Genomic DNA, 23,591 nt, shown 5'->3' on the forward strand with positions numbered 1-23,591 from the left:
TCGGCGGCGGGGGGCCCGATGTCGGCGGCAGGGGGCCCGACCTCGGCGTCACACGACCCGACCTCGGCGAAGGCTGTCCGGATAGCGAGACCAAATGCCCAGCATATGGATGACGCCGCTAAGGTGGCTCCATGACGCAGACTCTCGACCTTGCAGTGATCCCCGGCGACGGCATAGGCCCTGAGGTCACCACTGAGGCCCTGAAAGTCCTCCGCTCGGTGCTCGACGGCACGGGTGTCGAGGTCAAGGAGACGCACTACACCCTCGGCGCCCAGCACTGGCTCGCCACGGGGGAGACGCTCCCCGACGACGTCCTCGACGACATCCGGGGCAGGGACGCTATCCTCTTCGGCGCGGTGGGCGCCGCCCCTGGTGACACCCGCATCCCGTCGGGGCTCATCGAGCGGGAGCTGCTCCTGAAGCTGCGTTTCACCCTCGACCACTGCGTCAACCTCCGTCCTTCGCGGTTGTACGCAGGCGTTGGGAGCCCCTTGACCGAGCCCGGCGAGGTCGACTTCGTCGTGGTGCGCGAGGGCACTGAGGGTCCCTACGTCGGCAACGGCGGTGCCCTGCGCGTCGGCACCCCGCACGAGATTGCCACCGAGGTGTCGGTCAACACGGCCTATGGCGTTGAGCGAGTTGTCCGCGACGCCTTCCGCCGTGCCTCGCAGCGGCTGCGCAAGAAGGTAACACTCGTGCACAAGCACAACGTCCTGGTCCACGCGGGTCACCTGTGGAAGCGCACGGTCGAGGCTGTTGCGGCCGAGTTCCCTGAGGTCCAGCACGACTATCTCCACGTCGACGCAGCGACGATCTTCCTCGTTACCGACCCGTCACGGTTCGACGTCATTGTGACCGACAACCTGTTCGGCGACATCCTGACGGATCTCGCTGGGGCTGTGACGGGCGGAATCGGCCTCGCCGCGTCGGGCAGCATCAACATCGACCGCACGGCGCCGTCCATGTTCGAGCCCGTCCACGGCTCGGCGCCGGACATTGCCGGCCAGCAGAAGGCTGATCCGACGGCCGCGATCCTCTCCGCCGCGCTGCTGCTCGACCACCTGGGCCAAGGCGAAGCGGCCGCGCGGATCGAGGAGGCCGTTCGGGCCGACGTCGAGTCTCGCACCGCGGGCGAACAGCGCACGACGTCGCAGATCGGCGACGCGATCGCGGCCCGGTTGTGAGGCGTAAGCTGTAGGCAGCCCGGGGCCGTGCCCCGGGGGAGTGCCGTGGAATGAACGGGCACAGACGGGATCAAAGCCCCGATTGATGTGGAGGACCAATGACTCAGAACGCCGTCGGCGTTGACTTCGCGCAGCGGCTCACCGAGAACCCGACGAGCGCTGAGCGGCGCGCCGCGATCCTCGCGGACCCGGGCTTCGGCAACTACTTCACTGATCACACTGCAGTGGTCGACTGGTCGGTAGACGCCGAGGGGCGTGGGGGTTGGCACGACGCGCGGATTGAGCCGTACGGTCCGATCGCCATGGACCCGGCGGCGGCGGTGCTCCACTACGGCCAGGAGATCTTCGAGGGCCTCAAGGCCTACCGGCACGCCGACGGCAGCGTCTGGACCTTCCGTGCTGAGGCCAACGCGCACCGCTTCAACCGCTCTGCCCGCCGCCTCGCCCTGCCCGAGCTCCCGCCGGAGCTGTTCGTCGAGTCCCTGCGCCAGCTGGTCTCGGTGGACAAGGATTGGGTGCCGAGCGGCGAGGGTGAAGCGCTGTACCTTCGGCCCTTCATGATCGCCACGGAAGCCTTCCTCGGAGTCCGCCCGGCACGTGAAGTCTCCTATCGGGTGATCGCATCGCCGGCGGGCAACTACTTCGGCGGAGAGCTCAAGCCGGTGTCCATCTGGCTGTCGGAACACTTTGCGCGGGCAGGCCACGGCGGCACGGGCGAGGCGAAGTGCGGCGGCAACTACGCGGCGTCGCTCGCGGCTCAGCTGGAGGCCGAGGAGCATGGCTGCAAGCAGGTCATCTTCCTTGACCCGTACAACGACAACGCTGTCGAGGAGCTCGGGGGGATGAACATCGTCTTCGTGTTCACCGACGGCCGGTTGGTCACTCCCGCGCTCAACGGCAACATCCTCCACGGAGTGACGCGCGATTCGGTCCTCCAGCTTGCGTCGGACCGCGGGCTCTCCGTCGAGGAGCGCAAGATCACGATCGACGAGTGGCGCGCCTCGGTGGCCGATGGCACCCTCGCGGAGGTGTTCGCGTGCGGCACAGCCGCGGTCATCACGCCGATCAGCGAGCTCAAGACGGCCGATGGCTCGCTGGTGTCACCGCAGCCGGGCCCGGACTCGGTGGCCATGAGCATCCGCGAGCAGCTTCTCGGGATCCAGACGGGCACCGTGGAGGACCTCCACGGCTGGCTGACACGGCTCGCCTAGGCATCGGCTCGCCTACGCAACGCACGACGGCGCGTCCCCGGTTTGGGGAGGCGCCGTCGTCGTCCGGGTGCTGGACCGCGATAGGGTGAGGCCATGCGCATCGCCCGTTTTGTCATTGATTCTGCTGCGGATGCGGCGCCCGTCTACGGAGTCGTCCACGGCGATCCCGGCAATGAGCAGGTTGCGGTGATCAAGGGCGACCCCTTCTACCAGGGAGTCACTCCGACGGGACAGACCCACCGTCTTGAGGATGTCCGGCTTCTCGCTCCGATCATTCCCCGCAGCAAGGTAGTGGGCATCGGGCGCAACTACGCGGACCATGCCAAGGAGCTCGGGAACGAGCTCCCCACGGAACCGGCCATGTTCCTCGTTGCGAACACGGCCGTCGTCGGACCCGGCGACCCGGTGGTGCTGCCGGAGTGGACCGAGGAGGTCTCCTACGAGGGCGAACTCTGCGTGGTGATCGGCCGGATCTGCAAGGACGTTCCCGCTGAGAAGGCGGACGATGTGATCTTCGGCTACACAGTGGGCAACGACCTCACGGCTCGGGACAAGCAGCGCTCCGACGTGCAGTGGGCTCGAGCCAAGTCCTTTGACACGTCGTCGCCGCTCGGACCGTGGATCGAAACGGAACTCGATCCCGAGGACCTCTCGCTCGTGACACGCCTCAACGGGAACGTGGTGCAGGATGGGACGACTGCGGACATGGTGTTCGGTGTGCGGGAGCTCGTCGCGGCCGTCTCGCAGGCTTTCACCCTCCTCCCCGGCGACGTGATCATGACCGGCACGCCGGCGGGCGTGGGCCTCGTCTCGGAGGGGGACCGGGTCGACGTCGAAATCGAGGGCATCGGCACGCTCTCGAACCCGATCGTGCGCCGCTGACCGCCTCTGAGGGTCGGGGGAGGAGCTTCGCCAGCGGCCTAGAATAGGGTCACTATGACTTCCGCCGCTGAGCTGCACGACGCCAACGCCATTCCCTCCGTCACTCCGGACACCCCTGTCCGCGTCCGCTTCTGCCCGTCGCCGACCGGCACGCCCCACGTGGGCATGGTCCGCACGGCCCTCTTCAACTGGGCCTACGCGCGCCACACGGGAGGAACGTTCGTGTTCCGTATCGAAGATACCGACGCGCAGCGGGACACCGAGGAGAGCTACGAGCAGATCGTCGAAGCGCTCCGCTGGCTCGGGCTGACCTGGGACGAGGGCATCGACGTCGGCGGCCCTCACGAGCCGTATCGTCAGTCTCGCCGTCTGGACCTCTACAAGGAGGTCGCCGGGAAGCTCAAGGAGGCGGGCTTCCTCTATGAGTCCTACTCGACTCCCGACGAGATCGAGGCGAGGCATCGGGCCGCGGGGCGCGATCCCAAGCTCGGGTACGACAACTCCGACAGGGACCTGACCCCCGAGCAGATCGCCGCGTTCCGGGCCGAGGGGCGCGAACCGGTGCTCCGCTTCCGCATGCCGGAGACGGACGTGGTCTTCGACGACCTCATCCGCGGGGAAATCCGCTTCAAGGCCGGCACAGTGCCGGACTTCGTGGTGGTGCGTGCTGACGGCTCGCCGCTGTACACGCTCGTCAACCCCGTGGACGACGCGCTCATGGGGATCACCCATGTCCTGCGCGGGGAGGACCTCCTGTCCTCGACGCCGCGTCAGGTGGCCCTCTACCACGCGCTCCATGCGGTCGGGGTCGCCGCCTACATGCCGCTCTTCGGCCACCTGCCGTACGTCATGGGCGAGGGCAACAAGAAGCTGTCGAAGCGCGACCCCCAGTCGAATCTGTTCCACCACCGGGACCGCGGCTTCATCCCGGAAGGCCTCCTCAACTACCTGGCCCTGCTCGGCTGGTCGCTCTCCGCCGATGAGGACATCTTCACGGTCGAGCAGCTGATCGAGAACTTCGACATCAAGGACGTGCTGCCCAATCCCGCGCGGTTCGACCAGAAGAAGGCGGAAGCCATCAACGGCACGCACGTCCGCCTGCTGGCGCCCGAGGACTTCCGGGGTCGGCTCCTTCCATACCTGCGCGCCGCGGGGATAGTGGGCGAGACCCTGACGTCGCGCGAGGAGCAGATCCTCATGGAAGCCGCTCCGCTCATCCAGGAGCGCATCACGCTCCTCGGCGAGGCTCCCGGCATGCTCGGCTTCCTGTTCGCCGACGATTCAGCGATCACCGTGGAGGAGGACGCGCGGAAGGGCCTCCCCGAGAACCTCACCGAGGTGCTCGATGCCGCGATCGGGGCCCTTGAACCGCTGGCCGAGTGGACGGCCGAAGCAGTCCAGGAGGCGCTGCGGTCGGCGCTCGTCGACGGCTTGGGGATCAAGCCGCGGCTTGCCTTCGGCCCAGTGCGCACGGCTGTCTCCGGCCGCCGCGTGTCGCCGCCGCTCTTCGAGTCGATGGTCATCCTCGGCAAAGAGTCCTCGCTCGCCCGCCTCAAGGCCTTCCGTGGCTGACGCTGCCCGGGTGGCCGCGGTGCTGCTCGACATCGACGAGACGCTCGTGGACCTTGAAGGGGCGATGCACCGCGCCCTGCGAGAGGTCACGGCCGCCTACGTCGACCTCGACGAGGCTGGATGGGCCGCGTTCTGCCATACCTTCACCCGCGGTTCTGACGACATCTACGACCAGTACGTGGCGGGGGAGATCACCTTCGCCGAGCAGCGCGTGCTGCGTGCCGAGCGATGCCTCGCCAACGCCGGGGCGGCCTTCGTGGACCAGACGGCGGCGCGGGCGTGGCTTGAGGCGTACGAGACGGCTCAGCCGCGCTATGTGCGCGCGTTCGATGACGTGGCCCCCTTGCTCGACACGCTTGAGGCTGCGGGAATCGCCTTTGGGGCCGTGAGCAACAACGTCCATGACTACCAGCGGGCAAAGCTCGACCACGCGGGTCTCCAGCGGATCAAGATCCTCGTGGGGATCGATGCTGTGGGAGCGGCCAAGCCGGATCCCGCGATCTTCCACGAAGGACTTCGGCTCGTGGATGCGTCTCCAGAGCAGACTGTCTACGTGGGCGACAACCCGCACCACGACGTCCTCGGGGCGGAGGCTGCTGGGCTGCGCGGGGTCTGGCTCAATCGCCTCGGGCGGTCGCTTCCCGAAGATCTCGCTCCTCTGGTGCGCGAGCAGATCTCCAGCCTGACCGAGTTGCCTGCCCTCATCGGCCTGGACTCACTCTCGGCGACGGACGGCGCCGGCGATTTGGCAGGCGGGCGAGTGTTCCAGTAAAGTAATTACTCGTGCTGAGGGGCACGGAGGGACTTGAACCGATGGTTCAGGGACGCCGGCCCGGAACACGCCTTGGGATATGGTGTAATTGGCAACACTACGGTTTCTGGTACCGTCATTCTAGGTTCGAGTCCTGGTATCCCAGCTCCTGACGCCCCGTGAGCGATTGGCGGGTCTGACGGTCAAAGTACTGGCCCCATCGTATAGCGGCCTAGTACGCCGCCCTCTCACGGCGGTAACGCGGGTTCGAATCCCGCTGGGGTCACGGAATGGCTGCGGAGTAATCCGCAGCTATTTTCGAGAAAGCCTTTTTTCGGAAAGGCGTCAGCAGTGAAGAGGCCCCATCGTATAGCGGCCTAGTACGCCGCCCTCTCACGGCGGTAACGCGGGTTCGAATCCCGCTGGGGTCACTGCGAAAGAGCGTCCCGGTCTTCAAGGCCGGGGCGCTCTTTCATTTTCACGGTCGATCTGCCGCAGCGGTCACGTGGCGAGTTTGGCTGCGGCGGCTTTCACCTTCAGCATCGTTCGGAGATTTCGGGTGGTCGTTGTGGCCTTGAACCTGGCTTTCCCCGTTTCCTTCGACATGGCACTGTCGAGCGTGCTTCCCACGGGGGCGAGCCACGCGGTCGCGAAGGGGGAGAGGCGGGTCTGCTCGGTTCCGCCGGCGGCCAGCGCCCAGAGCTCATCCAGCACGGCGGGGTCCGAGGACAGGGTCACGTACGAATGCGTCGAAGGGTCGTCGGAGGGATACGGGCAGGCATCAATTGTGGCGGCCACATCCGCGGCGGTCATGACGATGACCCACGCGTCGTACCCGAATTCGGTGCGCAGGGCAGTCTGGATCGTGTCCTTGAGCTCGGCCGCGCCCAGCTCGGAACGAAGGACGATGTTCCCGCTCGCGAGCAGCGTGGAGACGTCGCTGACCGGCAGACGGGAGATCACGGTGCGGACGTCGGCCATCTTGAGGTTGATGCCGCCGACATTGACCCCCCTCAGGAAGACCGCGTAGGGCGTCATCAGTCGTTGCCCTTGCGGAGTGCCTCGCTGAGGAGGCGCGCAGCGCTGCACACGACTTCGGCGTGCTGGCGTCCGGGCTGCCGGGTCAGGCGTTCGATGGGACCCGAGATCGAGACGGCTGCGATGACGCGGCCGGAAGGCCCCCGCACGGGTGCCGAGACTGAGGCGACCCCGGGCTCGCGTTCGCCGAGCGACTGGGCCCAGCCCCGCCGTCGTACGCCGGCCAGGACGGTGGGGGTGAAGCGGGCGTTGTTGAGGCCCTCGAGGAGGCGATCGTGATCCTCCCAAGCCACGAGGATCTGCGCAGCGGATCCGGCCTTCATGGTGAGCTGGGTGCCCACCGGAATCGTGTCGCGGAGTCCGACCGGCCGCTCGGCGGACGCGACGCAGACGCGCCAGTCGCCCTGGCGCCGGAAGATCTGGGCGCTTTCGCCCGTGGCGTCGCGGAGTTGGACGAGAATGGGGCCGGCGGCGGCAATGAGGCGATCCTCTCCGGCTGCGGATGCGAGCTCCACGAGGCGCGAACCGAGCACGAACCGCCCTTGGATGTCGCGGGCCACGAGGCGGTGGTGGACAAGAGCGAGGGCCAGCCGGTGAACAGTCGGGCGGGCGAGACCAGTGGCCGCCACGAGCTGCGCGAGCGTGGTCGGCCCGGCTTCGAGGGCATCAAGTACCATTGCGGCCTTGTCGATCACGCCGACGCCACTAGAATTGTCCATAGATTGATATTGCCGTCTCAATATCTGAGATGCAAGTCGATGGAGTGGCCGCAGGGCGAACCGCCTGCTGGACTGGTATGACAGGCGCTGAAGGCGCGAGCGAACGAAGGGAGCTGGCCATGGGACGCACTCTGGCCGAGAAGGTCTGGGATGCGCATGTTGTGCGCAAGGGCGAGGCTGGCCAGCCCGACCTTCTCTACATCGACCTGCACCTTGTGCACGAGGTGACCTCCCCGCAGGCGTTCGAAGGGCTCCGCCTTGCCGGCCGCCGCCTGCGTCGCCCCGACCTGACGATCGCCACGGAGGACCACAACACCCCGACGCTGGACATCGACAAGCCGATCGCGGACCCGACGAGCCGGACCCAGATCGAGACGCTGCGCGCGAACTGTCAGGAGTTCGGCGTCCGCCTGCATCCCCTCGGGGACAAGGAGCAGGGCATCGTCCACGTGGTGGGGCCGCAGCTGGGCCTGACCCAGCCTGGCCTGACGATCGTGTGCGGCGACTCGCACACGTCCACGCACGGCGCCTTCGGCGCGCTCGCGATGGGCATCGGCACCTCCGAGGTCGAGCATGTCATGGCCACCCAGACGCTGCCGCTGAAGCCCTTCAAGACGATGGCCATCAACGTCGAGGGCACGCTCAAGCCGGGCGTGAGCTCGAAGGACATCATTTTGGCGGTCATCGCGAAGATCGGCACCGGCGGGGGCCAGGGCTACGTCCTTGAGTACCGCGGTTCCGCCATCCGCGCGCTGTCGATGGAGGCGCGCATGACGATCTGCAACATGTCGATCGAAGCCGGTGCCCGCGCCGGCATGGTCGCGCCGGATGAGACCACCTACGCCTTCATGAAGGGCCGCCCGCACGCCCCGCAGGGTGCAGACTGGGACGCCGCCGTCGAGTACTGGAACACGCTGCACACGGACGAGGACGCGGTCTTCGACGCCGAGGTGTTCCTCGACGCGGACGAGCTCGAGCCCTTCGTCACGTGGGGCACCAACCCCGGCCAGGGCGTCTCGCTCTCGCAGGCGGTCCCGGACCCCGAGGCATTCGCCGACGAGAACTCGAAGGCCGCCGCCCGCCGGGCCCTGCAGTACATGGGGCTCGAGGCCGGCACGCCGATGAAGGACATCCGCGTGGACACCGTGTTCCTGGGCTCCTGCACCAACTCCCGCCTGGAGGACCTGCGGGCTGCGGCAGACGTCATCCGTGGGCGCCAGAAGGATCCGAACGTGCGCATGCTCGTGGTTCCCGGCTCGGCGAGGGTGCGCCTCGAGGCCGAGGCGGAGGGCCTGGACCAGGTGTTCAAGGACTTCGGCGCCGAGTGGCGCTTCGCGGGCTGCTCCATGTGCCTGGGGATGAACCCGGACCAGCTCGCCCCGGGCGAGCGGTGCGCGTCGACCTCGAACCGCAACTTCGAGGGCCGTCAGGGCAAGGGCGGCCGGACCCACCTTGTCTCGCCCGTCGTCGCAGCGGCGACCGCGATCCGCGGAACCCTCTCGTCGCCGTCGGACCTCGATCCCGTGCCCGCCACCGCCGCCAGCAGCGCCGCCTGAGCCGGCCCCGCCGAGACATTACGGAGAAAACCATGGAGAAGTTCACCTCCCACACCGGGATCGGCGTGCCGCTGCGCCAGAGCAATGTCGACACCGACCAGATCATCCCCGCCGTCTTCCTCAAGCGGATCACCCGCACCGGCTTCGAGGACGCCCTGTTCTCGTCGTGGCGCAAGGACGAGCAGTTCATCCTCAACCAGGAGCCGTTCAACCGCGGCTCGGTCCTCGTGGCGGGGCCGGACTTCGGCACCGGCTCCTCGCGGGAGCACGCCGTGTGGGCTCTCAAGGACTACGGGTTCAGGGCAGTCCTCTCGTCCCGCTTCGCGGACATCTTCCGCGGCAACTCCGGCAAGCAGGGCCTCCTCGCCGCCGTCGTGGCGCAGGACGACATCGAGCTGATCTGGAAGGAGCTCGAGAACCACCCGGGCACCCAGATCACCGTGGACCTCGAGTCGAAGACGGCGACCTGCGGGAACATCGTGGCCCCCTTCGAGATCGATGACTACACGCGGTGGCGGCTCCTCGAGGGCCTCGACGACATCGGCCTGACCCTCCAGCACGAGGACGAGATCGCCGCCTACGAGGCCACGCGGCCGTCGTTCAAGCCCACCACCCTCCCGGCCAAGTCCTGACCTGGCCGAACTCGGCGGGCGTACCGTCCCTGAGGGGAGGCGCGCCCGCTTGGCGTTTCGCGGCCCACCTCGCGAGCTTCTATGCTTAGCAAGGTCCGCGGCCACGCCGTGGGGCAGGCGAGCAGTGAGGAAGCACATTCGATGAGCAGTGTCCTGACCATCCGCGGCGGCGTTCCGCTCTCGGGACGGGTTGCCGTCCGCGGGGCCAAGAACCTCGTCCCGAAGGCGATGGTCGCCGCGCTGCTCGGTGACGAGCCGTCGATCCTCCGCAACGTGCCTGAGATCAAGGACGTGGAGGTCGTCACCAACCTCCTCGCGCTGCACGGCGTGGGCATCAGGAAGGATGCGGCGGGGGATCTGACCCTTGACCCCGCCAATGCCCGCACGGCTCAGGTCGCAGACATCGACGCTCACGCCGGCGATTCGCGCATCCCGATTCTCTTCTGCGGCCCGCTCATCCACGCGATCGGCGAGGCCTTCATCCCGGACCTCGGCGGCTGCCGCATCGGGGACCGCCCCATCAACTACCACCTGAATGTGCTCCGCGAGTTCGGGGCCGTCGTGGACAAGCGCCCGGGCGGCATCAGCATCTCCGCGCCCAAGGGCCTGAAGGGCGCCAAGATCTCGCTGCCCTACCCGAGCGTCGGCGCCACGGAGCAGGTCCTGCTGAGCGCCACCCGCGCAGAGGGCATCACCGAGCTGACAGGCGCAGCGACGGAGCCGGAGATCGTGGACCTCATCGCGGTCCTGCAGAAGATGGGTGCGCTCATCTCCATCCAGTCGGACCGGACGATCCGGATCGAGGGCGTTCCGACACTGGGGGGCTACGTCCACACGGCCCTTCCCGACCGCAACGAGGCGGCTTCGTGGGCCTCCGCCGCTCTCGTGACCAAGGGGGAGATCTTCGTCGAAGGCGCCCTCCAGCGGGACATGATGACCTTCCTCAACACGTTCCGGAAGCTCGGTGGGGGCCTTGAGATCCTGGACGACGGGATCCGCTTCTTCCACAAGGGAGGGAAGCTCTCGCCGCTCGTCCTCGAGACCGACGTGCACCCGGGCTTCATGACCGACTGGCAGCAACCGCTCGTGGTGGCACTCACCCAGGCGGACGGGGTCTCGATCGTCCACGAGACGGTCTACGAGAACCGCTTCGGCTTCACCGAGGCGCTGCGCAGGATGGGGGCCCAGATCCAAGTCCACCGCGAGTGCCTCGGCAGCGTTCCGTGCCGCTTCGGGCAGCGGAACTTCCTCCACTCAGCCGTCATCTCGGGCCCCAGCGAGCTGCACGGTGCGGACTTCAACGTGCCGGACCTGCGGGGCGGCTTCAGCCACCTCATCGCCGCTCTCGCAGCCCAGGGCATTTCCCGCGCGTCGGGCGTCGACGTCATCAAGCGCGGGTACGAGCACTTCACGGACAAGCTGGCAGCGCTCGGCGCGGACTTCGACCTCGAGGAAGCGGCATGACCCGGGCGACGACGGCGGAAAGCGCCGGCGAGCGCGTCGCCTTCGCGATCGCCGGCGCCGTGGTGCGCCCCCTCATGAACGCGCTCATGGGCAGGAAGTGGCTCGGCACGGAGAAGCTGCCCGACGGCGGCTTCATTGCCTGCCCCAACCACTGCACGGAGATCGACCCGCTCGTCGTGGGCCACATGCTGTACAACAACGGCCGCCCACCCCACTTCCTGGCCAAGGCGGGCCTGTTCAAGCCTCCCGTGGTCGGTCAGATCATGCGGTCCACGAAGCAGATTCCTGTGGACCGCAGCGGCACGGGGGCGGGGCAGTCCCTCGAAGTCGCGCGGGAGGTGCTCGGGGACGGCGGCGCGATCCTGATCTACCCAGAAGGCACTCTCACCCGTGATCCCGATCTGTGGCCCATGAAGGGGCACACCGGAGCGGCCCGGCTCGCCCTCAAGACCGGAGCTCCGGTGGTCCCGATTGCCCATTGGGGCGCCCAAGAGGTCTTCCCGCGGTACGCCAAGCGGTTCCACGTCTGGCCCCGGAAGCGCGTCCGGGTTCTGGTCGGAGATCCTGTGGACCTGACCGAGTTCGAAGGTCGCCCGCTGGACAAGACCACTCTCCTCGCGGCCACGGAGAAGATCATGGACGCGATCACGGCGCTCCTGGCCGAGCTTCGCGGCGAGCAGCCGCCTGCCGAGCGGTGGGATCCTTCGGCGCATCAGCAGACGCGCCACGGCCGGGACGTGGCACGCGGCACGGAGAGCCCCGCGAACGACGGCGGAGCCTCCGCGTGAGCGCTGGCCTCGCCTCCGGCGTTGCCGCGCCCCACGGCAAAGGGGGCCCGGACTTCGGGACCATCGCCGTCTTCGGCGCGGGAAGCTGGGGGACGACGTTTGCGAAGGTGCTCGCCGACGCCGCGGCAGCGAGCGGCGTGACCCGCCGGATCACCATCTGGGGCCGCAATCCGGAGACGATCGCGGACATCAACCGCCGGCGCAATGAGCGATACCTCGGGGACATCGAGCTTCCCGACGGCATCGTCGCCACCACGGACCCGGCCGAGGCGATGGCCGGCGCGGGGCTGGTGGTGTTCGCCGTTCCCGCCCAGTCACTGCGGGGTCAGCTCGCGCAATGGCGTGGGCTCCTTCCCTCCGGTGGCGTGGTGATGTCACTCATGAAGGGCCTCGAGGCGGGCAGCGATCTGAGGATGAGCGAAGTCATCACCGAGGTCGCAGGGGTGCCCGCCGACCGCATCGCCGTTCTCTCAGGTCCGAACCTCGCCATGGAGATAGCGCGGCGCGAGCCCACCGCGTCGGTCGTCGCCTGCTCGGACGAGGGCCTCGCGCTTCGCATCGCCCGCGTGTGTACCGCACCCTATTTCCGCCCCTACACCTCGACCGACGTCGTCGGGGCGGAAATCGGCGGCATCGTCAAGAACGTCATCGCCCTGTGTGTCGGGATCTGCGAGGGCAAGGGCATGGGCGACAACACGAAGGCCTCCGTCATGACGCGCGGCCTCGCCGAGACCACTCGTCTGGCCGTGGCCCTCGGCGCGGACCCCCAGACCTTGGCCGGCCTTGCGGGTCTGGGCGATCTCGTGGCGACCTGCGCCTCCAAGCTCTCGCGCAACCACACGGCGGGAACCCTGCTCGGGCAGGGCTTCAGCGTCGAAGAACTCGGCAGCCACATGACCCAGGTGGCGGAGGGCATCAAGTCCGCGCCAGCCGTGCGCGAGCTCGCGCGGCGCGTGGGCGTGGAGATGCCCATCACCGAAGCGGTGGTCGGCGTGCTCGCCGGGCACCTCGAGGTGAACCAGCTCGAATCGCTCCTGCTCGCGCGGGAGCTCAAGTCGGAAGGCGGATAGCGTGTCCCTCCCTGCATCGTCCGGGCGAAAGGTCCGCGTCGCGCTCCTGTTCGGAGGGCGGTCGAGCGAACACGCCGTCAGCTGCGTCACCGCCGCGGGCGTCATGAACGCGATCGACAAGGACAAGTACGAGGTGGTGCCGGTCGGCATCGCCAAAGACGGCCAGTGGGTCCTCAGCGACGGCGACTGGCAGCAGTGGGCACTCAACGCGGGACAGATGCCCGAAGTGCGGCCGGGCGCCGAGACCGTGCGGCTCGCGGGCGGCGCCGGACGGCCGGGGCTCGTGGTGACCCGCCCCAACGAAGTGCCGAGGGAGCTGGGCGACGTCGACGTCGTGTTCCCCCTTCTCCACGGCGCCTTCGGCGAGGACGGCACCGTCCAGGGACTCCTCGAGCTGGCCGATGTGCGCTACGTCGGCGCGGGAGTCCTCGCTTCGGCCGTGGGCATGGACAAGCACTTCATGAAGGTCGCGTTCAAGGCTGCCGGGTTGACGGTGGGCCCTTACATCGCCGTGACCGACAAGGAATGGCGCCGCGACCCCGACGGGGTGCGCGCCGCCGTCGACCGCCTCGGATACCCCGTCTTCGTGAAGCCCTGCCGGGCCGGTTCCTCGGTCGGGATCAGTCGCGTCGAGCGGCCCGAGGACCTAGCTGCCGCGATCGCCGAGGCGCGCCGGCACGATCTCCGGATCGTCATCGAGGCCGGGATCACGGGACGCGAGATCGAGTGCGGCGTCCTCGAGGGGCGGGGGAGCGAGCCCCCCCGGACCTCCCTGCCGGGCGAGATCGTGGTCCAGGGCCCGGCGCACGCGTTCTACGACTTCGAGGCAAAGTACGTGGAGGACAACGCTGCCGCCCTGAGCTGCCCCGCCGACCTTCCAGAGGAGGCCATCGCGCGGGTCCGCGAGCAGGCGGCGATCGCCTTCGATGCGGTCTCGGCCGAGGGCCTCAGCCGGGTCGACTTCTTCTACACGCCCGAGGGCGAGCTCATCATCAACGAGATCAACACGATGCCCGGCTTCACGCCGATCAGCATGTACCCCCAGATGTGGGCGGCGACGGGCCTCTCGTACCACGACCTCATCGACGAGCTCATCCAGCTCGCGCTCGAACGGCCCACGGGCCTGCGGTAGCGCCGGGACCAGCCTCGCCGCCCCTCAGCCCTGCGGGAGCTGGGCGACCTCGGCCTGGCCCACGCACTTTGCGGTCTGCGGAACCTTGGCCACGGCCGAGGCGAGGGACGCGAGGACGGTCGCGGAGCTGATCTTGGACGTATCGAGGACAAGTTCTGTTGCCGGCGTCCGCCCGAAGGTCGTCAGGATGTAGGTGCCGTTCGCGCCGTCGTCCGCCGCCGCCGTCGGCTGCGCACTCGGCCGGGCCTGCGAACTCGGCTGAGGCTGTGCGCTAGGCGAAGCCTGCCTACTCGGCGAGGAGCTGGCCGTGGGCGAGGTTTCGCGGATAACCCAGTCGACTCCGTTGACGGTGACGCAGCGATCCGTGGTGGGGCCCGGCGAGGCGACGCCGCACCGGAGGACGACGGCGGCCGGGTCGCCCCAGACGGCAGTCGCCTGGCTGGTGGTCTTGCGCAGCGATGCGTCGCCGATGGAATCGGGGACGGCAATCATCTCCGGCGCGCAGGCCGGGTTGGCGGCGTCAGGAGCGGGCTCGACGGCGACAGGGGCACTGCAGGCGGACAGCGAGACTGCGAGCGCGAGGGCGGAAAGAATCGCCGATGCGCGCATGACGTCGTTCTCCTCAGGACGGTGAAGGGGTGTGTCCGGAACAGCCGGGCCTCTCCCCAGACTACTAGGCTGGACTGGTGCGCACGTCCCCGCTGCCCCTGACCGTCGGCGAGCTGAGCGAGGGGGAGCTCCTTGACCGCATCCTGCCCCGGCTCGCTGGGGGCCCGCCCGCGCTGCTGGGCCCGGGCGACGACGCCGCGGTGCTCGCCGCCGACGACGGGCGCGTCGTAGTCAGCACCGACACCCAGACCCAGGACTCCGACTTCCGCCTGGTGTGGCCCAACGGCTACCGGCACACTGGGCGCGACGTCGGATGGAAGGCCGCGGCCCAGAACCTGAGCGACATCAACGCCATGGGCGGTGTTGCGACCGGGATCGTCGTGAGCCTCACGCTCCCGGCGGCGACCGAGGTCGGCTGGGTCGAAGACTTCGCGGACGGTCTTGCGGAAGCTGTCGCCGGGCTGGGAGCTACCCGTTGCGCGCTTGCGGGAGGGGACCTTGGCCGCGGAGAAGAGCTGTCCGTGACGGCCACCGTGCTCGGGAGCCTCGAGGGGCGCGAACCCGTCCTGCGCAGCGGCGCTCGCCCCGGAGACGTGCTCGCGGTCGCCGGCTCGCTCGGTCCGGCAGCCGCGGGGCTCGCGCTCCTCGAGCGCGGGCCGGAGTATCGTGCGCTCGATGCGGCGATGCGGGCGCTCGTTGCCCTGCAGTGCCGTCCGGTCCCGCCCCTCGCGGCAGGTCCCGCGGCCGCCCGGAGCGGGGCGAGTGCGCTCATGGACCTCTCCGACGGGCTGCTCAAGGACGCGGGGCGAATGGCCGGGGCCAGCAACGTGCGCCTCGACCTCGATCCGGACATCCTCGCCGCGGCGGCGGAAGCACTGCGCCCCGCCTCCGAACTGCTCGGAGGGGATGCGCTCGAGTGGGTTCTGGGCGGAGGCGAGGACCATGGACTCCTCGCGGCTTTCCCCAGTGGAACACAGCTTCCGCATGGCTTCACTGCGATAGGCTCGGTGATGCCAGCCGACGGAGGGAAGTCCGCGGTATCCATCGGAGGCAAGCCGGCGGCGACGAGGGGATGGGACCACTTTGCCAGGTAGAAACGCCGCGAAGACGGCGTCGAACGCCGCGGCGATGCGCCGGTGGCTGGGCGTTGCGGAGACAGTGCTCGCGAACCACAGTGATCGCCTCAACGCGATCAACATCTTCCCTGTGCCCGACGGCGATACCGGCACCAATCTCTATCTCACCGCACACGCGGCCGCCACCGCGGCCGCGGAATGCGACAGCGTGGACCTCGGTACGGTCGTCGCGGCCGGCGCGCGAGCGGCCATGGAGGAAGCCCGAGGCAATTCCGGGACGCTCCTCGCCGTCTTCCTCGACGCGTTCGCAGTGCCGCTCGCGGGCCAGACGCGCCTCACGGGCCCCCTGTTGGCAGAGGCACTCCACCGGAGCGAGATCCGTGCGTGGTCGGCCCTGAGCGAGCCCGTCGAAGGCACCATGCTCTCGGTGCTCGGGTCCGCGGCTGTTGCGGCGGCCGAAGCCGCCGCCAGTGCGGACGCCGCAGGGGCGGACAGCAACGCGACGCTTTCCCGCGTCCTGGGCGACGTCATCGACGCGGCGGTCCACGCTGTCGTCGACACGGAGGGCCAGCTCGCCACGCTGCACGACGCGAAAGTCGTCGATGCGGGAGCGGTCGGGCTCCTCCTCGTCCTCGGAGCGCTCCGGTCCGCCGTGCTGGGCGAGGGGCTTGCCGAGCCCGTGCTCGATGCGCTGCATGGATACCACGTGCAGGACCCCCACATCCATGGGGATCAGCCGCCCGCCGAGGGGGTCGAACTCATGTGCACCATCACGCTCAGCCCGCTCGACGCGGCGGGTCTCAGGCACCGCCTCGACGAACTCGGCGAGTCCGTCATCATGAGTCCGCTGGGGACGTTGGACGAGGACTCGGGATGCGTCCGCTGGCGGGTCCACGTCCACGTCATAGATCCCGAGGCCGCCCTCGCGGAGATCCGCCGCGTTGGGGAACCCGAACGGGTCTCCTTCACCGAACTGCACTCCGATGCCGTCTGACCGCAATACCACGCTCGACCGTCTCATCGGCGCGCGGAGCGCAAAGAAGTTCCGCGAGCAGCTGGGCCTCGACACGGCAGGCGACCTGCTTCACCACTTCCCACGCCGCTATCTTGCGCGCGGTGAGCTGACGCCGATCCGGGAGCTGCCCCTCGACGAGGACGTCACGCTTGTGGCACAGGTTGTGTCCTCCACGAGCCGACGGATGAACACCCGGAAGGGGAGCATCACCGAGGTGCTGGTCAGCGACCGGCCGGGGGCGAGCAGCGGACCCAGCACCCTCTCGCTGACGTTCTTCAACGGGTATTCGGCACAGAAGCAGCTCACCCGGGGCGTCGTGGCGATGTTCTCTGGCCGAGTGACGGCCTATCGGGGGAAGCTCCAGCTCACCAACCCCATCTACGAGCTGCTCGACCCGGAGGAGTTCAGCGCCGAAGCCGCCGCCCGGCTCGCGGGGCGCCCCATTCCTGTTTATCCGGCCACCGGTTCGATCCCGAGCTGGACGATCGCGAAGGCGGTCGGCACCGTCCTCGGCCAGGTCGACCTCGACTCCGTCCCCGAGGCGCTTCCTCCCGATCTCCGGCTCAAGTACCGCCTTCCGGGTGTCGCGGATGCCTTCCGCATGATCCACGAGCCCGAGACGGATGCCGCGTGGCGCGCGGCGCAGAAGCGATTCCGCTACGAGGAGGCGCTCGTCCTTCAGACGGCGCTCGCGCGCCGCAAGGCGCAGCATGCCGCCCTCCCGTCGCGTCCCAGTCCCGCCCGCAGGGGCGGACTGCTCGAGGCCTTCGACCGGAATCTGCCGTTCGAGCTGACGGCGGGACAGCGCGAGGTCGGCGAGCTCCTCGCCAGGGAGCTCGCCGAGAATCATCCGATGAACCGCCTCCTGCAGGGCGAGGTGGGCTCGGGCAAGACAGTCGTGGCGCTTCGCGCGATGCTCCAGGTCGTGGACGACGGCGGTCAGGCGGCTCTGCTTGCCCCCACCGAGGTTCTCGCGGCCCAGCACTATGCCTCCATCCGCACCACGCTGGGTCCGCTCGTGCGCGACGGCCTCCTGGGCGACGCCGATGGCGTCGAGGTTGCGCTGCTCACCGGCTCCCAGTCCGCCGCGGAGAAGAAGCGAAGCCTGCTTGCCGCGGCCAGCGGTCAGGCGGGAATCGTCGTCGGGACCCACGCGCTCCTCTCGGAGCACGTCCAGTTCGCCGACCTCGGACTCGTGGTCGTGGACGAGCAACACCGTTTCGGCGTCGAGCAGCGCGACGCGCTCCGGGCAAAGAGCCTCGCGACACCGCACCTGCTGGTCATGACGGCGACGCCGATCCCGCGCACGGTGGCGATGACGGTCTTCGGGGACCTCGAGACGTCGGTCCTCCGGGAGCTTCCCGCGGGTCGCTCGCCCATCGCCACGCACACTGTGGGGCTCGTCGAGAACCCCACGTGGGAGCGACGCATCTGGCAGCGGGCGCGGGAAGAGGTCGACGCCGGGCGGCAGGTCTATGTTGTGTGTCCCGCGATCGGACTCGATGACGGTGACCTCGAGGCGCTTGACGAGGCCACGTGGGGCGGAACGGCGCTCGCGGCTTCTGCTTCCGAGCCTGACCTCCGGCCGATCTCGGTCGTGGAGGTCGCCGAGCAGCTCGCGTCCGAAGCTGCGCTCGAGGGCGTACAGGTCGGCATCCTGCACGGGAGGCTCGACACCGAGGCCAAGACGGCGGCGATGCGTTCCTTCGCGGTGGGCGAGACCGGCGTTCTCGTCGCGACGACGGTCGTCGAAGTCGGTGTCGATGTGCCGAACGCCACGCTCATGGTCATCCTCGACGCCGACCGCTTCGGCATCGCCCAGCTCCATCAGCTGCGCGGACGGGTCGGGCGCGGAGGCCACGCGGGCACCTGCCTGTTGGTGACGAGGCTTGAGCCCGGTCACCCGAGTCGCGAACGCCTAGCGGCCGTCGCGGCGAGCACAGACGGGTTCGAGCTCGCGCAGAAGGATCTCGAGTTTCGCCGCGAGGGCGACATCCTCGGGTCGAGCCAGTCCGGCCGCCGCTCGACGCTCCGCCTCCTGCGGGTCCTGCGCGACGTCGACGTCATCGAAAGCGCGCGCGACGACGCGCTCGGACTCGTCTCCGAGGACCCGGAGCTCAAACACCATCCCGAACTCGCCTCCGCCATCGACGACTACCTCGATCCAGAAAGGGAGGTGTTCCTCGAACGTGGGTAAGACAGGACCACGTCTTGCTGAAACGCCGGGACAGGAACGTTCACGATGAGGAGGATGGCGGCATGAGCAGGATCATCGCGGGGATCGCCGGCGGAGTGCCGCTCGCGTCCGTTCCCGGTTCGGCCACGCGGCCCACCACGGACCGTGTGAAGGAGGCGCTCTTTTCTCGGCTCGATGCGCTCGGCATGGTTCAGCGGGCGCGGGTGCTCGACCTCTTCGCGGGCTCCGGAGCCCTGGGGGTCGAGGCGGCCAGCCGCGGCGCCTCGACCGTCGAACTCGTCGAGTCGGAGGCCAAGGCCGCCCAGGTGTGCGAGCGCAATGCGCGCACTGTCAACGACGCCGTGGGCCGCCGCGCCGTCACCGTGCGCCGTTCCAAAGTGTCGACCTTTCTCGAGCGGGTGCCACCCGGCCCCCACTGGGACCTTGTCCTGATGGATCCGCCGTACCCGCTGGGAGAGGGCCAACTCGCCGCGGTGCTCTCCGCCGTCGCCCTCCGTCTCGCGCCCGACGCCATCGTCGTCGTCGAACGCTCCGCCCGCTCGCCCGAGCCAGACTGGCCGGAAGGGCTGACTCACTATGCTGACCGCAAATATGGGGAGACCCGCCTCTGGTTCGCCGAGCCCGCGCCAGCAGAGTCGGCGGCCGCGCGGCTCGACGCCGCGGAGGGCGCGTGAGGCTTCTCGAGCAGACCGCAGCGGCCGGCCCGCAGTGGTGGGACATCCTGGCGGCGTTCGCCCCCATCGGGACCCTCGCCGCCGCGGTCGTGGCCGCGATTGTCGGCCTGAACACCATCCGCCAGCGCTCCTATGCCGATCGTCGGGCAGAGTTCTGGAGGCGCACGGAGTGGGCCCTCGAAGCGACGGTTCACCCGGATCCCCAGATGCAGACGATGGGCACGATGGTGCTCGCGAGCCTGGCCAAGAGTGAACTCATCGCGAGCGATGAGGAGCTCAGGCTCCTCGATGCCGTGTGGGTCGACCCGATCGCAGAGGCGGAGGCTGCGGGACTCGACGAAGAGCTGGGCGGCGAGGAGGATCCGGGGGATACTGAATGAGAGGATCCCGAATCGTCAGGAACGGGGGAGCGATGAGCGAGCACGAGGTGCCTGCACCGAAGCATGCGGCCGAGTCCGAGCGGCAGGAGCGTCGCCCGGGGGCCTCGGATCGCCGCGTCCAGATCGCGGCGGCCCGGCTTCGCGTGGTCCTCGATGAGCGGCTCAAGCGCGAGACTCCCGAGTGGGTCAAGAGACTGGCCGAGCAGAAGCTCGCAAGCTAAGGATCAGCGCGGCCTGACGATCAGTGCTGCGTGAGGCCGTCCAAGTCGACGCCCCGCCGTACCTCTGTGGGATGAGGCCCGACCGAGGCTATCGCCTCGCTCCAGCCGGGAGGCCATGGCCGCGTGAGTGCCACCGCCACGACATTGCCCGGATAGCGGGCCTCGAAGATCTCCGGCTCGCTGGCCGCGGCGACCTCCGGGAACACCGTCCGCAGAGCGGTGAGCTGCGATCGGACCAGGCGCAGCGGCGGGTCGTCGCCGATGTTCACGAGCAGCGCTCCGTCGGGGGCCAGCAGTTCGCGAAGTTCGGCGTAGAAGTCCTGATTCGCAAGGTGCTCGGGGGCCTCGGGACCCGAGAAGATATCCAGGATGACGGCGTCGAACGGTGCCTCCGGCCGCAGCGCCGGCAGCACCCACCGCGCATCGCCGATTTGGGTCTCAAGGTGGGTGCCCTCGGGGAGCGGCAGGTGCTCGAGGACGAAGCCGAGGAGCTCCCTCTCGAGCTCAACGGCGATCTGCCGGGAGCCGGGGCGCGTGGCCTGAACGTAGCGCGCGAGCGTGAGGGCGCCCGCGCCGAGGTGGAGGACGCGCAGGGGCTCCTGCGGCGGCCGCGCGAGGTCCAGGACGGTCGCCATGCGCCTCAAGTAGGCGTAGAAGACCTGCTCCGGATGCGCGAGGTCGACGTGGGACTGCTCCGCACCGCCGATCGAGAGCACATAGGCGCCGGGAACGAAGGCGTCAGGCTCTATGGCCGCATGGGTTCCGAGCCCTGCGAGGAAGCGCTCGGCGCGGCTCACACCAGCTCGCTCAGCCGGGCCAGTCTGTCGGCTGCCTCCTTGAGCACGGTCTCCTGCTTGCAGAAGGCGAATCGGAGCAGGGACCGCGTCCTCTTCGCGCCGTCCTCGTGGCAGAAGACTGAGACCGGGATCGCTGCGACGCCCACGAGCTCGGGCAGGCGGCGAGCCAAGTCCAGAGCGTCGTCGAAGCCGATCGCCGACGTGTCCGCCGTGATGAAGTACGTGCCGTCGGGCAGATAGACCGTGAGCCCGGCCTGACGGAGCCCTTCGGCCAGGATGTCCCGTTTGCGGCGCAGCGTCGCGGCGGCTTCCGTGAAGAAGTCGTCGGGGAGCCCGAGGCCGAGTGCGACTGCACCCTGAAACGGTGTTCCCGAGCTGTAGGTGAGGAATTGCTTGACCGTGCGCACGCGCGCAACGAGCTCCTCGGGCCCCGTCACCCAGCCGACCTTCCAGCCCGTGAAGGAGAAGGTCTTCCCTGCCGACGAGATGCTGAGGGTGCGGTCGGCGGCTCCGGGAAGTGTGGCGACCGGTACGTGCGGCTCGCCGAAGACCAGGTGCTCATACACCTCGTCCGAGATGATGATCGCGTCGTGCTGGGCAGCGAGGTCAACCACGGCCTGGAGCACTTCGCGTCCGAACACGGCTCCCGTGGGATTGTGCGGGTTGTTGAGGATCACGAGCCTGGTGCTGGGTCCGAAGGCTGCTGCGAGCTCGCCGAGGTCCGGCTGGAAATGCGGCGCGTGGAGCGGAACCGTGACGTGCTGTGCGCCCGCGAGGGCGATCATCGCCCCGTACGAGTCGTAGAACGGCTCGAAGGTCAGCACTTCGTCCCCCGGCTCGGCAAACGCCAGGACGGCTGCCGCGATGGCTTCTGTCGCCCCCGTCGTGATCAAGACTTCCCGGTCGGGATCCGGGTCGAGGCCGTAGAAGCGCTGCTGATGGCCTGCGACTGCTTCCCGCAGGATCGGCAGGCCCTTCCCCGGGGCGTATTGGTTCGCCCCGTCCGCGATCGCCTGCCGCGCGGCCGCCGCCATTTCGGCCGGGCCGTCCTCGTCGGGGAACCCCTGCCCCAGATTGATGGCGCCTGTCCGGACGGCGAGGCCTGTCATCTCCTCGAAGATCGTCACACCGAGCCGTCCGTCGGCACTCAGGAGGTTGGCGCCTGCGGCCGTGCGTTGCCAAGGGGAAGTCATTTGCCCATGCTATCCACCAGGCGAACGGGCGCCGTGCAGTATGTTGACAGCATGAGACGCGCCGTCTGCCCAGGCTCCTTCGACCCGATCCACAACGGCCACCTCGAAGTCATCGCACGTGCCGCGAACCAGTTCGACGAGGTGATCGTGGCGGTGTCCACGAACTACGCGAAGAAGTACCGATTCGGTTTGGACGAACGGATTGAGATGGCACGGCGGACCCTCGGCGCGATCAGCGGCATCCTCGTCGAGCCGATGGGGGAGGGCCTGCTGGCCGAGTACTGCCACGAACGCGGAGCGTCGGCCATCGTCAAGGGCCTGCGGTCGTCGTCGGACTTCGACTACGAGCTGCCCATGGCCATCATGAACCGCCAGCTCTCAGGGGTGGAAACGGTATTCTTGGCGGCGGAGTCCCACTACGTGCACCTCTCTTCGACCCTGATCAAAGAGGTCCACGATCTCGGCGGGGACGTGTCCGAGTTCGTGCCGCGCGCCGTCTTGGCGCGCCTCGATGCGACGGCTCCCCGGCGCGAGGCGTGACCGTCTGGGTGCCCCGTTTTGGGCCTCGGCGCCGCACAGGCTAGGATTGTTTGTCGGTCTATGTTCTACAGGAGTTCTCATTAAGCGCGAAGATCGTTCGCCCTTGACGGTCGACGTCAAGGATCTCGGGCGCAGCCCGGGCATGATGCGGACACTCACAGAGCATGTGCCCGCACCGAGTGATCTCGGTGTGGCGCTCATCGGCGTCAGGGAAGGGTCCCCCGTGGACCTCGATCTGAGGCTCGAGTCCGTCCACGAGGGGATCCTGGTATCGGGAACCGCGCACGTCGAAGTAAACGGCGAGTGCGGGCGGTGCCTGGATCCTATCGAGTACGGTCTCGACGTCGATGTGCAAGAGCTTTTCTCCTTCGAGGGCGTGGTGCCTTCCGAGGGGGAAGACGATGAAGAGCAACGTCGAGTCGAGCACGATTCCATCGATCTTGAGCCGGTGTTGCGGGACGCAGTAGTAACCATGCTGCCGTTCCAGCCGGTGTGCCGGGAGGACTGCCCGGGGCTGTGCCCCGAGTGCGGGATCCGCCTCGCAGACGAGCCGGGCCACCATCACGAGGTCCTCGACCCGCGGTGGTCGGCCTTGGCGGATCTGGTCAGGCCCGACCGGCAGAATGATGAATAAGTGTTGGCCCTAAGAGAAATGAGTTAGCAGTGGCAGTTCCCAAGCGGAAGATGTCCCGCTCGAACACCCGTGCGCGCCGCTCCCAGTGGAAGGCGTCCGTCCCCACCCTCGTCAAGACCGTGGAGAACGGTCGCGTGACCTACAGCCTCCCGCACCAGGCGAAGGTCGTCACCGACTCGGCCGGCACGGCGCTCTTCATGGAGTACAAGGGCCGCAAGGTCGCCGACGCCTGAGCTGTTCGAAGACAGCCAGTCGC

Annotated in this window: 25 protein-coding genes and 3 tRNA genes; 23 read left to right on the top strand and 5 right to left on the bottom strand. The window is 68.5% G+C overall.

The features are described from left to right. The first annotated feature begins 131 nt into the window (after positions 1-131). The 8 genes from E5679_RS01060 (at position 132) to E5679_RS01095 (ending at position 6,031) form a co-directional block, all read left to right on the top strand. The gene (locus tag E5679_RS01060) at positions 132-1,184 is read left to right on the top strand and encodes a 3-isopropylmalate dehydrogenase (RefSeq protein ID WP_138413247.1); all 1,053 of its coding nucleotides are present in this window, start codon (positions 132-134) and stop codon (positions 1,182-1,184) included. A gap of 98 nt (positions 1,185-1,282) precedes the next feature. Further along, positions 1,283-2,395 carry a branched-chain amino acid aminotransferase gene (locus tag E5679_RS01065; RefSeq protein ID WP_138413248.1) on the top strand — a complete coding sequence of 371 codons (1,113 nt, stop codon included), beginning with the start codon at positions 1,283-1,285 and terminating at the stop codon, positions 2,393-2,395. A 93-nt stretch (positions 2,396-2,488) separates the two neighbouring features. Continuing rightward, positions 2,489-3,277: a fumarylacetoacetate hydrolase family protein gene (locus E5679_RS01070; protein WP_138413249.1), complete on the top strand. Its 789-nt coding sequence runs from the start codon at positions 2,489-2,491 to the stop codon at positions 3,275-3,277. Positions 3,278-3,331: 54 nt separating this feature from the next. After that, positions 3,332-4,849: a glutamate--tRNA ligase gene (gene gltX / locus E5679_RS01075; RefSeq protein ID WP_138413250.1), complete on the top strand. Its 1,518-nt coding sequence runs from the start codon at positions 3,332-3,334 to the stop codon at positions 4,847-4,849. Then, positions 4,842-5,621, top strand: coding sequence for an HAD family hydrolase (locus E5679_RS01080; RefSeq protein WP_138413251.1), 780 nt, complete (start codon positions 4,842-4,844; stop codon positions 5,619-5,621). Before gltX ends, E5679_RS01080 begins: the two co-directional genes overlap by 8 nt. A gap of 73 nt (positions 5,622-5,694) precedes the next feature. Beyond that, positions 5,695-5,766 (top strand) — tRNA-Gln (locus E5679_RS01085). A gap of 47 nt (positions 5,767-5,813) precedes the next feature. Continuing rightward, positions 5,814-5,886: transfer RNA gene (locus E5679_RS01090), tRNA-Glu, on the top strand. Between the two features lie 72 nt (positions 5,887-5,958). After that, positions 5,959-6,031, top strand: a tRNA-Glu gene (locus tag E5679_RS01095). 70 nt (positions 6,032-6,101) lie between these two features. On the opposite strand, the gene E5679_RS01100 is transcribed toward E5679_RS01095, so the two are convergent. Continuing rightward, complete coding sequence (locus tag E5679_RS01100; RefSeq protein ID WP_138413252.1) at positions 6,102-6,638, bottom strand: DUF1697 domain-containing protein; 537 nt, start codon at positions 6,636-6,638, stop codon at positions 6,102-6,104. After that, positions 6,638-7,357, bottom strand: a complete 720-nt coding sequence (locus E5679_RS01105; protein WP_138413253.1) for an IclR family transcriptional regulator — start codon at positions 7,355-7,357, stop codon at positions 6,638-6,640. Before E5679_RS01105 ends, E5679_RS01100 begins: the two co-directional genes overlap by 1 nt. A gap of 119 nt (positions 7,358-7,476) precedes the next feature. Here E5679_RS01105 and leuC point away from each other — a divergent pair, with 119 nt between their 5' ends. The 6 genes from leuC to E5679_RS01135 all read left to right on the top strand — a co-directional run bounded on the left by leuC (position 7,477) and on the right by E5679_RS01135 (position 13,999). Next, positions 7,477-8,913, top strand: a complete 1,437-nt coding sequence (gene leuC, locus E5679_RS01110; protein WP_138413254.1) for a 3-isopropylmalate dehydratase large subunit — start codon at positions 7,477-7,479, stop codon at positions 8,911-8,913. Between the two features lie 32 nt (positions 8,914-8,945). Beyond that, positions 8,946-9,545 (top strand): 3-isopropylmalate dehydratase small subunit, encoded by a 600-nt coding sequence (gene leuD / locus E5679_RS01115; protein ID WP_138413255.1) that lies wholly within the window; start codon positions 8,946-8,948, stop codon positions 9,543-9,545. Between the two features lie 141 nt (positions 9,546-9,686). Beyond that, positions 9,687-11,009 (top strand): UDP-N-acetylglucosamine 1-carboxyvinyltransferase, encoded by a 1,323-nt coding sequence (gene murA, locus E5679_RS01120; RefSeq protein WP_138413256.1) that lies wholly within the window; start codon positions 9,687-9,689, stop codon positions 11,007-11,009. Further along, positions 11,006-11,797, top strand: a complete 792-nt coding sequence (locus E5679_RS01125; protein WP_138413257.1) for a lysophospholipid acyltransferase family protein — start codon at positions 11,006-11,008, stop codon at positions 11,795-11,797. The genes murA and E5679_RS01125 overlap by 4 nt, the downstream gene beginning before the upstream one ends. Before the next feature lie 62 nt (positions 11,798-11,859). Beyond that, on the top strand, positions 11,860-12,867 hold the full coding sequence (locus E5679_RS01130; protein ID WP_249335895.1) for an NAD(P)H-dependent glycerol-3-phosphate dehydrogenase: 1,008 nt from the start codon (positions 11,860-11,862) through the stop codon (positions 12,865-12,867). Between the two features lies 1 nt (position 12,868). Next, positions 12,869-13,999, top strand: a complete 1,131-nt coding sequence (locus E5679_RS01135) for a D-alanine--D-alanine ligase family protein (protein ID WP_138413259.1) — start codon at positions 12,869-12,871, stop codon at positions 13,997-13,999. A 24-nt stretch (positions 14,000-14,023) separates the two neighbouring features. On the opposite strand, the gene E5679_RS01140 is transcribed toward E5679_RS01135, so the two are convergent. Then, a complete protein-coding gene (locus E5679_RS01140; RefSeq protein ID WP_138413260.1) occupies positions 14,024-14,608 on the bottom strand; it encodes a DUF3515 family protein in 585 nt (194 codons plus the stop codon). Between the two features lie 77 nt (positions 14,609-14,685). Between E5679_RS01140 and thiL the strand changes: the two genes are divergently transcribed. The 6 genes from thiL to E5679_RS01170 all read left to right on the top strand — a co-directional run bounded on the left by thiL (position 14,686) and on the right by E5679_RS01170 (position 20,171). Further along, positions 14,686-15,702, top strand: a complete 1,017-nt coding sequence (gene thiL, locus E5679_RS01145; RefSeq protein ID WP_249335870.1) for a thiamine-phosphate kinase — start codon at positions 14,686-14,688, stop codon at positions 15,700-15,702. Positions 15,703-15,736: 34 nt separating this feature from the next. Next, positions 15,737-16,678: a DAK2 domain-containing protein gene (locus E5679_RS01150; protein WP_138413500.1), complete on the top strand. Its 942-nt coding sequence runs from the start codon at positions 15,737-15,739 to the stop codon at positions 16,676-16,678. Further along, positions 16,668-18,896, top strand: a complete 2,229-nt coding sequence (locus E5679_RS01155) for an ATP-dependent DNA helicase RecG (protein ID WP_138413261.1) — start codon at positions 16,668-16,670, stop codon at positions 18,894-18,896. Before E5679_RS01150 ends, E5679_RS01155 begins: the two co-directional genes overlap by 11 nt. A gap of 62 nt (positions 18,897-18,958) precedes the next feature. Next, positions 18,959-19,570, top strand: coding sequence for a 16S rRNA (guanine(966)-N(2))-methyltransferase RsmD (gene rsmD, locus E5679_RS01160; RefSeq protein ID WP_138413262.1), 612 nt, complete (start codon positions 18,959-18,961; stop codon positions 19,568-19,570). Next, complete coding sequence (locus E5679_RS01165) at positions 19,567-19,950, top strand: hypothetical protein (protein WP_138413263.1); 384 nt, start codon at positions 19,567-19,569, stop codon at positions 19,948-19,950. Before rsmD ends, E5679_RS01165 begins: the two co-directional genes overlap by 4 nt. A gap of 32 nt (positions 19,951-19,982) precedes the next feature. Next, entirely contained in the window at positions 19,983-20,171 is a 189-nt protein-coding gene (locus E5679_RS01170) for a hypothetical protein (protein ID WP_138413264.1), read from the top strand. Positions 20,172-20,191: 20 nt separating this feature from the next. On the opposite strand, the gene E5679_RS01175 is transcribed toward E5679_RS01170, so the two are convergent. Beyond that, entirely contained in the window at positions 20,192-20,968 is a 777-nt protein-coding gene (locus tag E5679_RS01175) for a spermidine synthase (protein WP_138413265.1), read from the bottom strand. After that, the gene (locus tag E5679_RS01180; RefSeq protein WP_138413266.1) at positions 20,965-22,161 is read right to left on the bottom strand and encodes an aminotransferase class I/II-fold pyridoxal phosphate-dependent enzyme; all 1,197 of its coding nucleotides are present in this window, start codon (positions 22,159-22,161) and stop codon (positions 20,965-20,967) included. Before E5679_RS01180 ends, E5679_RS01175 begins: the two co-directional genes overlap by 4 nt. Positions 22,162-22,212: 51 nt before the next feature. On the opposite strand from E5679_RS01180, the gene coaD reads away from it, so the two are divergent. The 3 genes from coaD to rpmF all read left to right on the top strand — a co-directional run bounded on the left by coaD (position 22,213) and on the right by rpmF (position 23,568). After that, entirely contained in the window at positions 22,213-22,701 is a 489-nt protein-coding gene (gene coaD / locus E5679_RS01185) for a pantetheine-phosphate adenylyltransferase (RefSeq protein WP_138413267.1), read from the top strand. Positions 22,702-22,804: 103 nt separating this feature from the next. Beyond that, on the top strand, positions 22,805-23,335 hold the full coding sequence (locus E5679_RS01190) for a YceD family protein (RefSeq protein WP_138413268.1): 531 nt from the start codon (positions 22,805-22,807) through the stop codon (positions 23,333-23,335). A 29-nt stretch (positions 23,336-23,364) separates the two neighbouring features. Then, positions 23,365-23,568, top strand: a complete 204-nt coding sequence (rpmF, locus tag E5679_RS01195) for a 50S ribosomal protein L32 (RefSeq protein WP_138413269.1) — start codon at positions 23,365-23,367, stop codon at positions 23,566-23,568. Positions 23,569-23,591: the final 23 nt, after the last annotated feature.

Origin of the sequence: Sinomonas gamaensis, assembly GCF_005876955.1 — a bacterium.
Lineage (GTDB): Bacteria > Actinomycetota > Actinomycetes > Actinomycetales > Micrococcaceae > Sinomonas > Sinomonas gamaensis.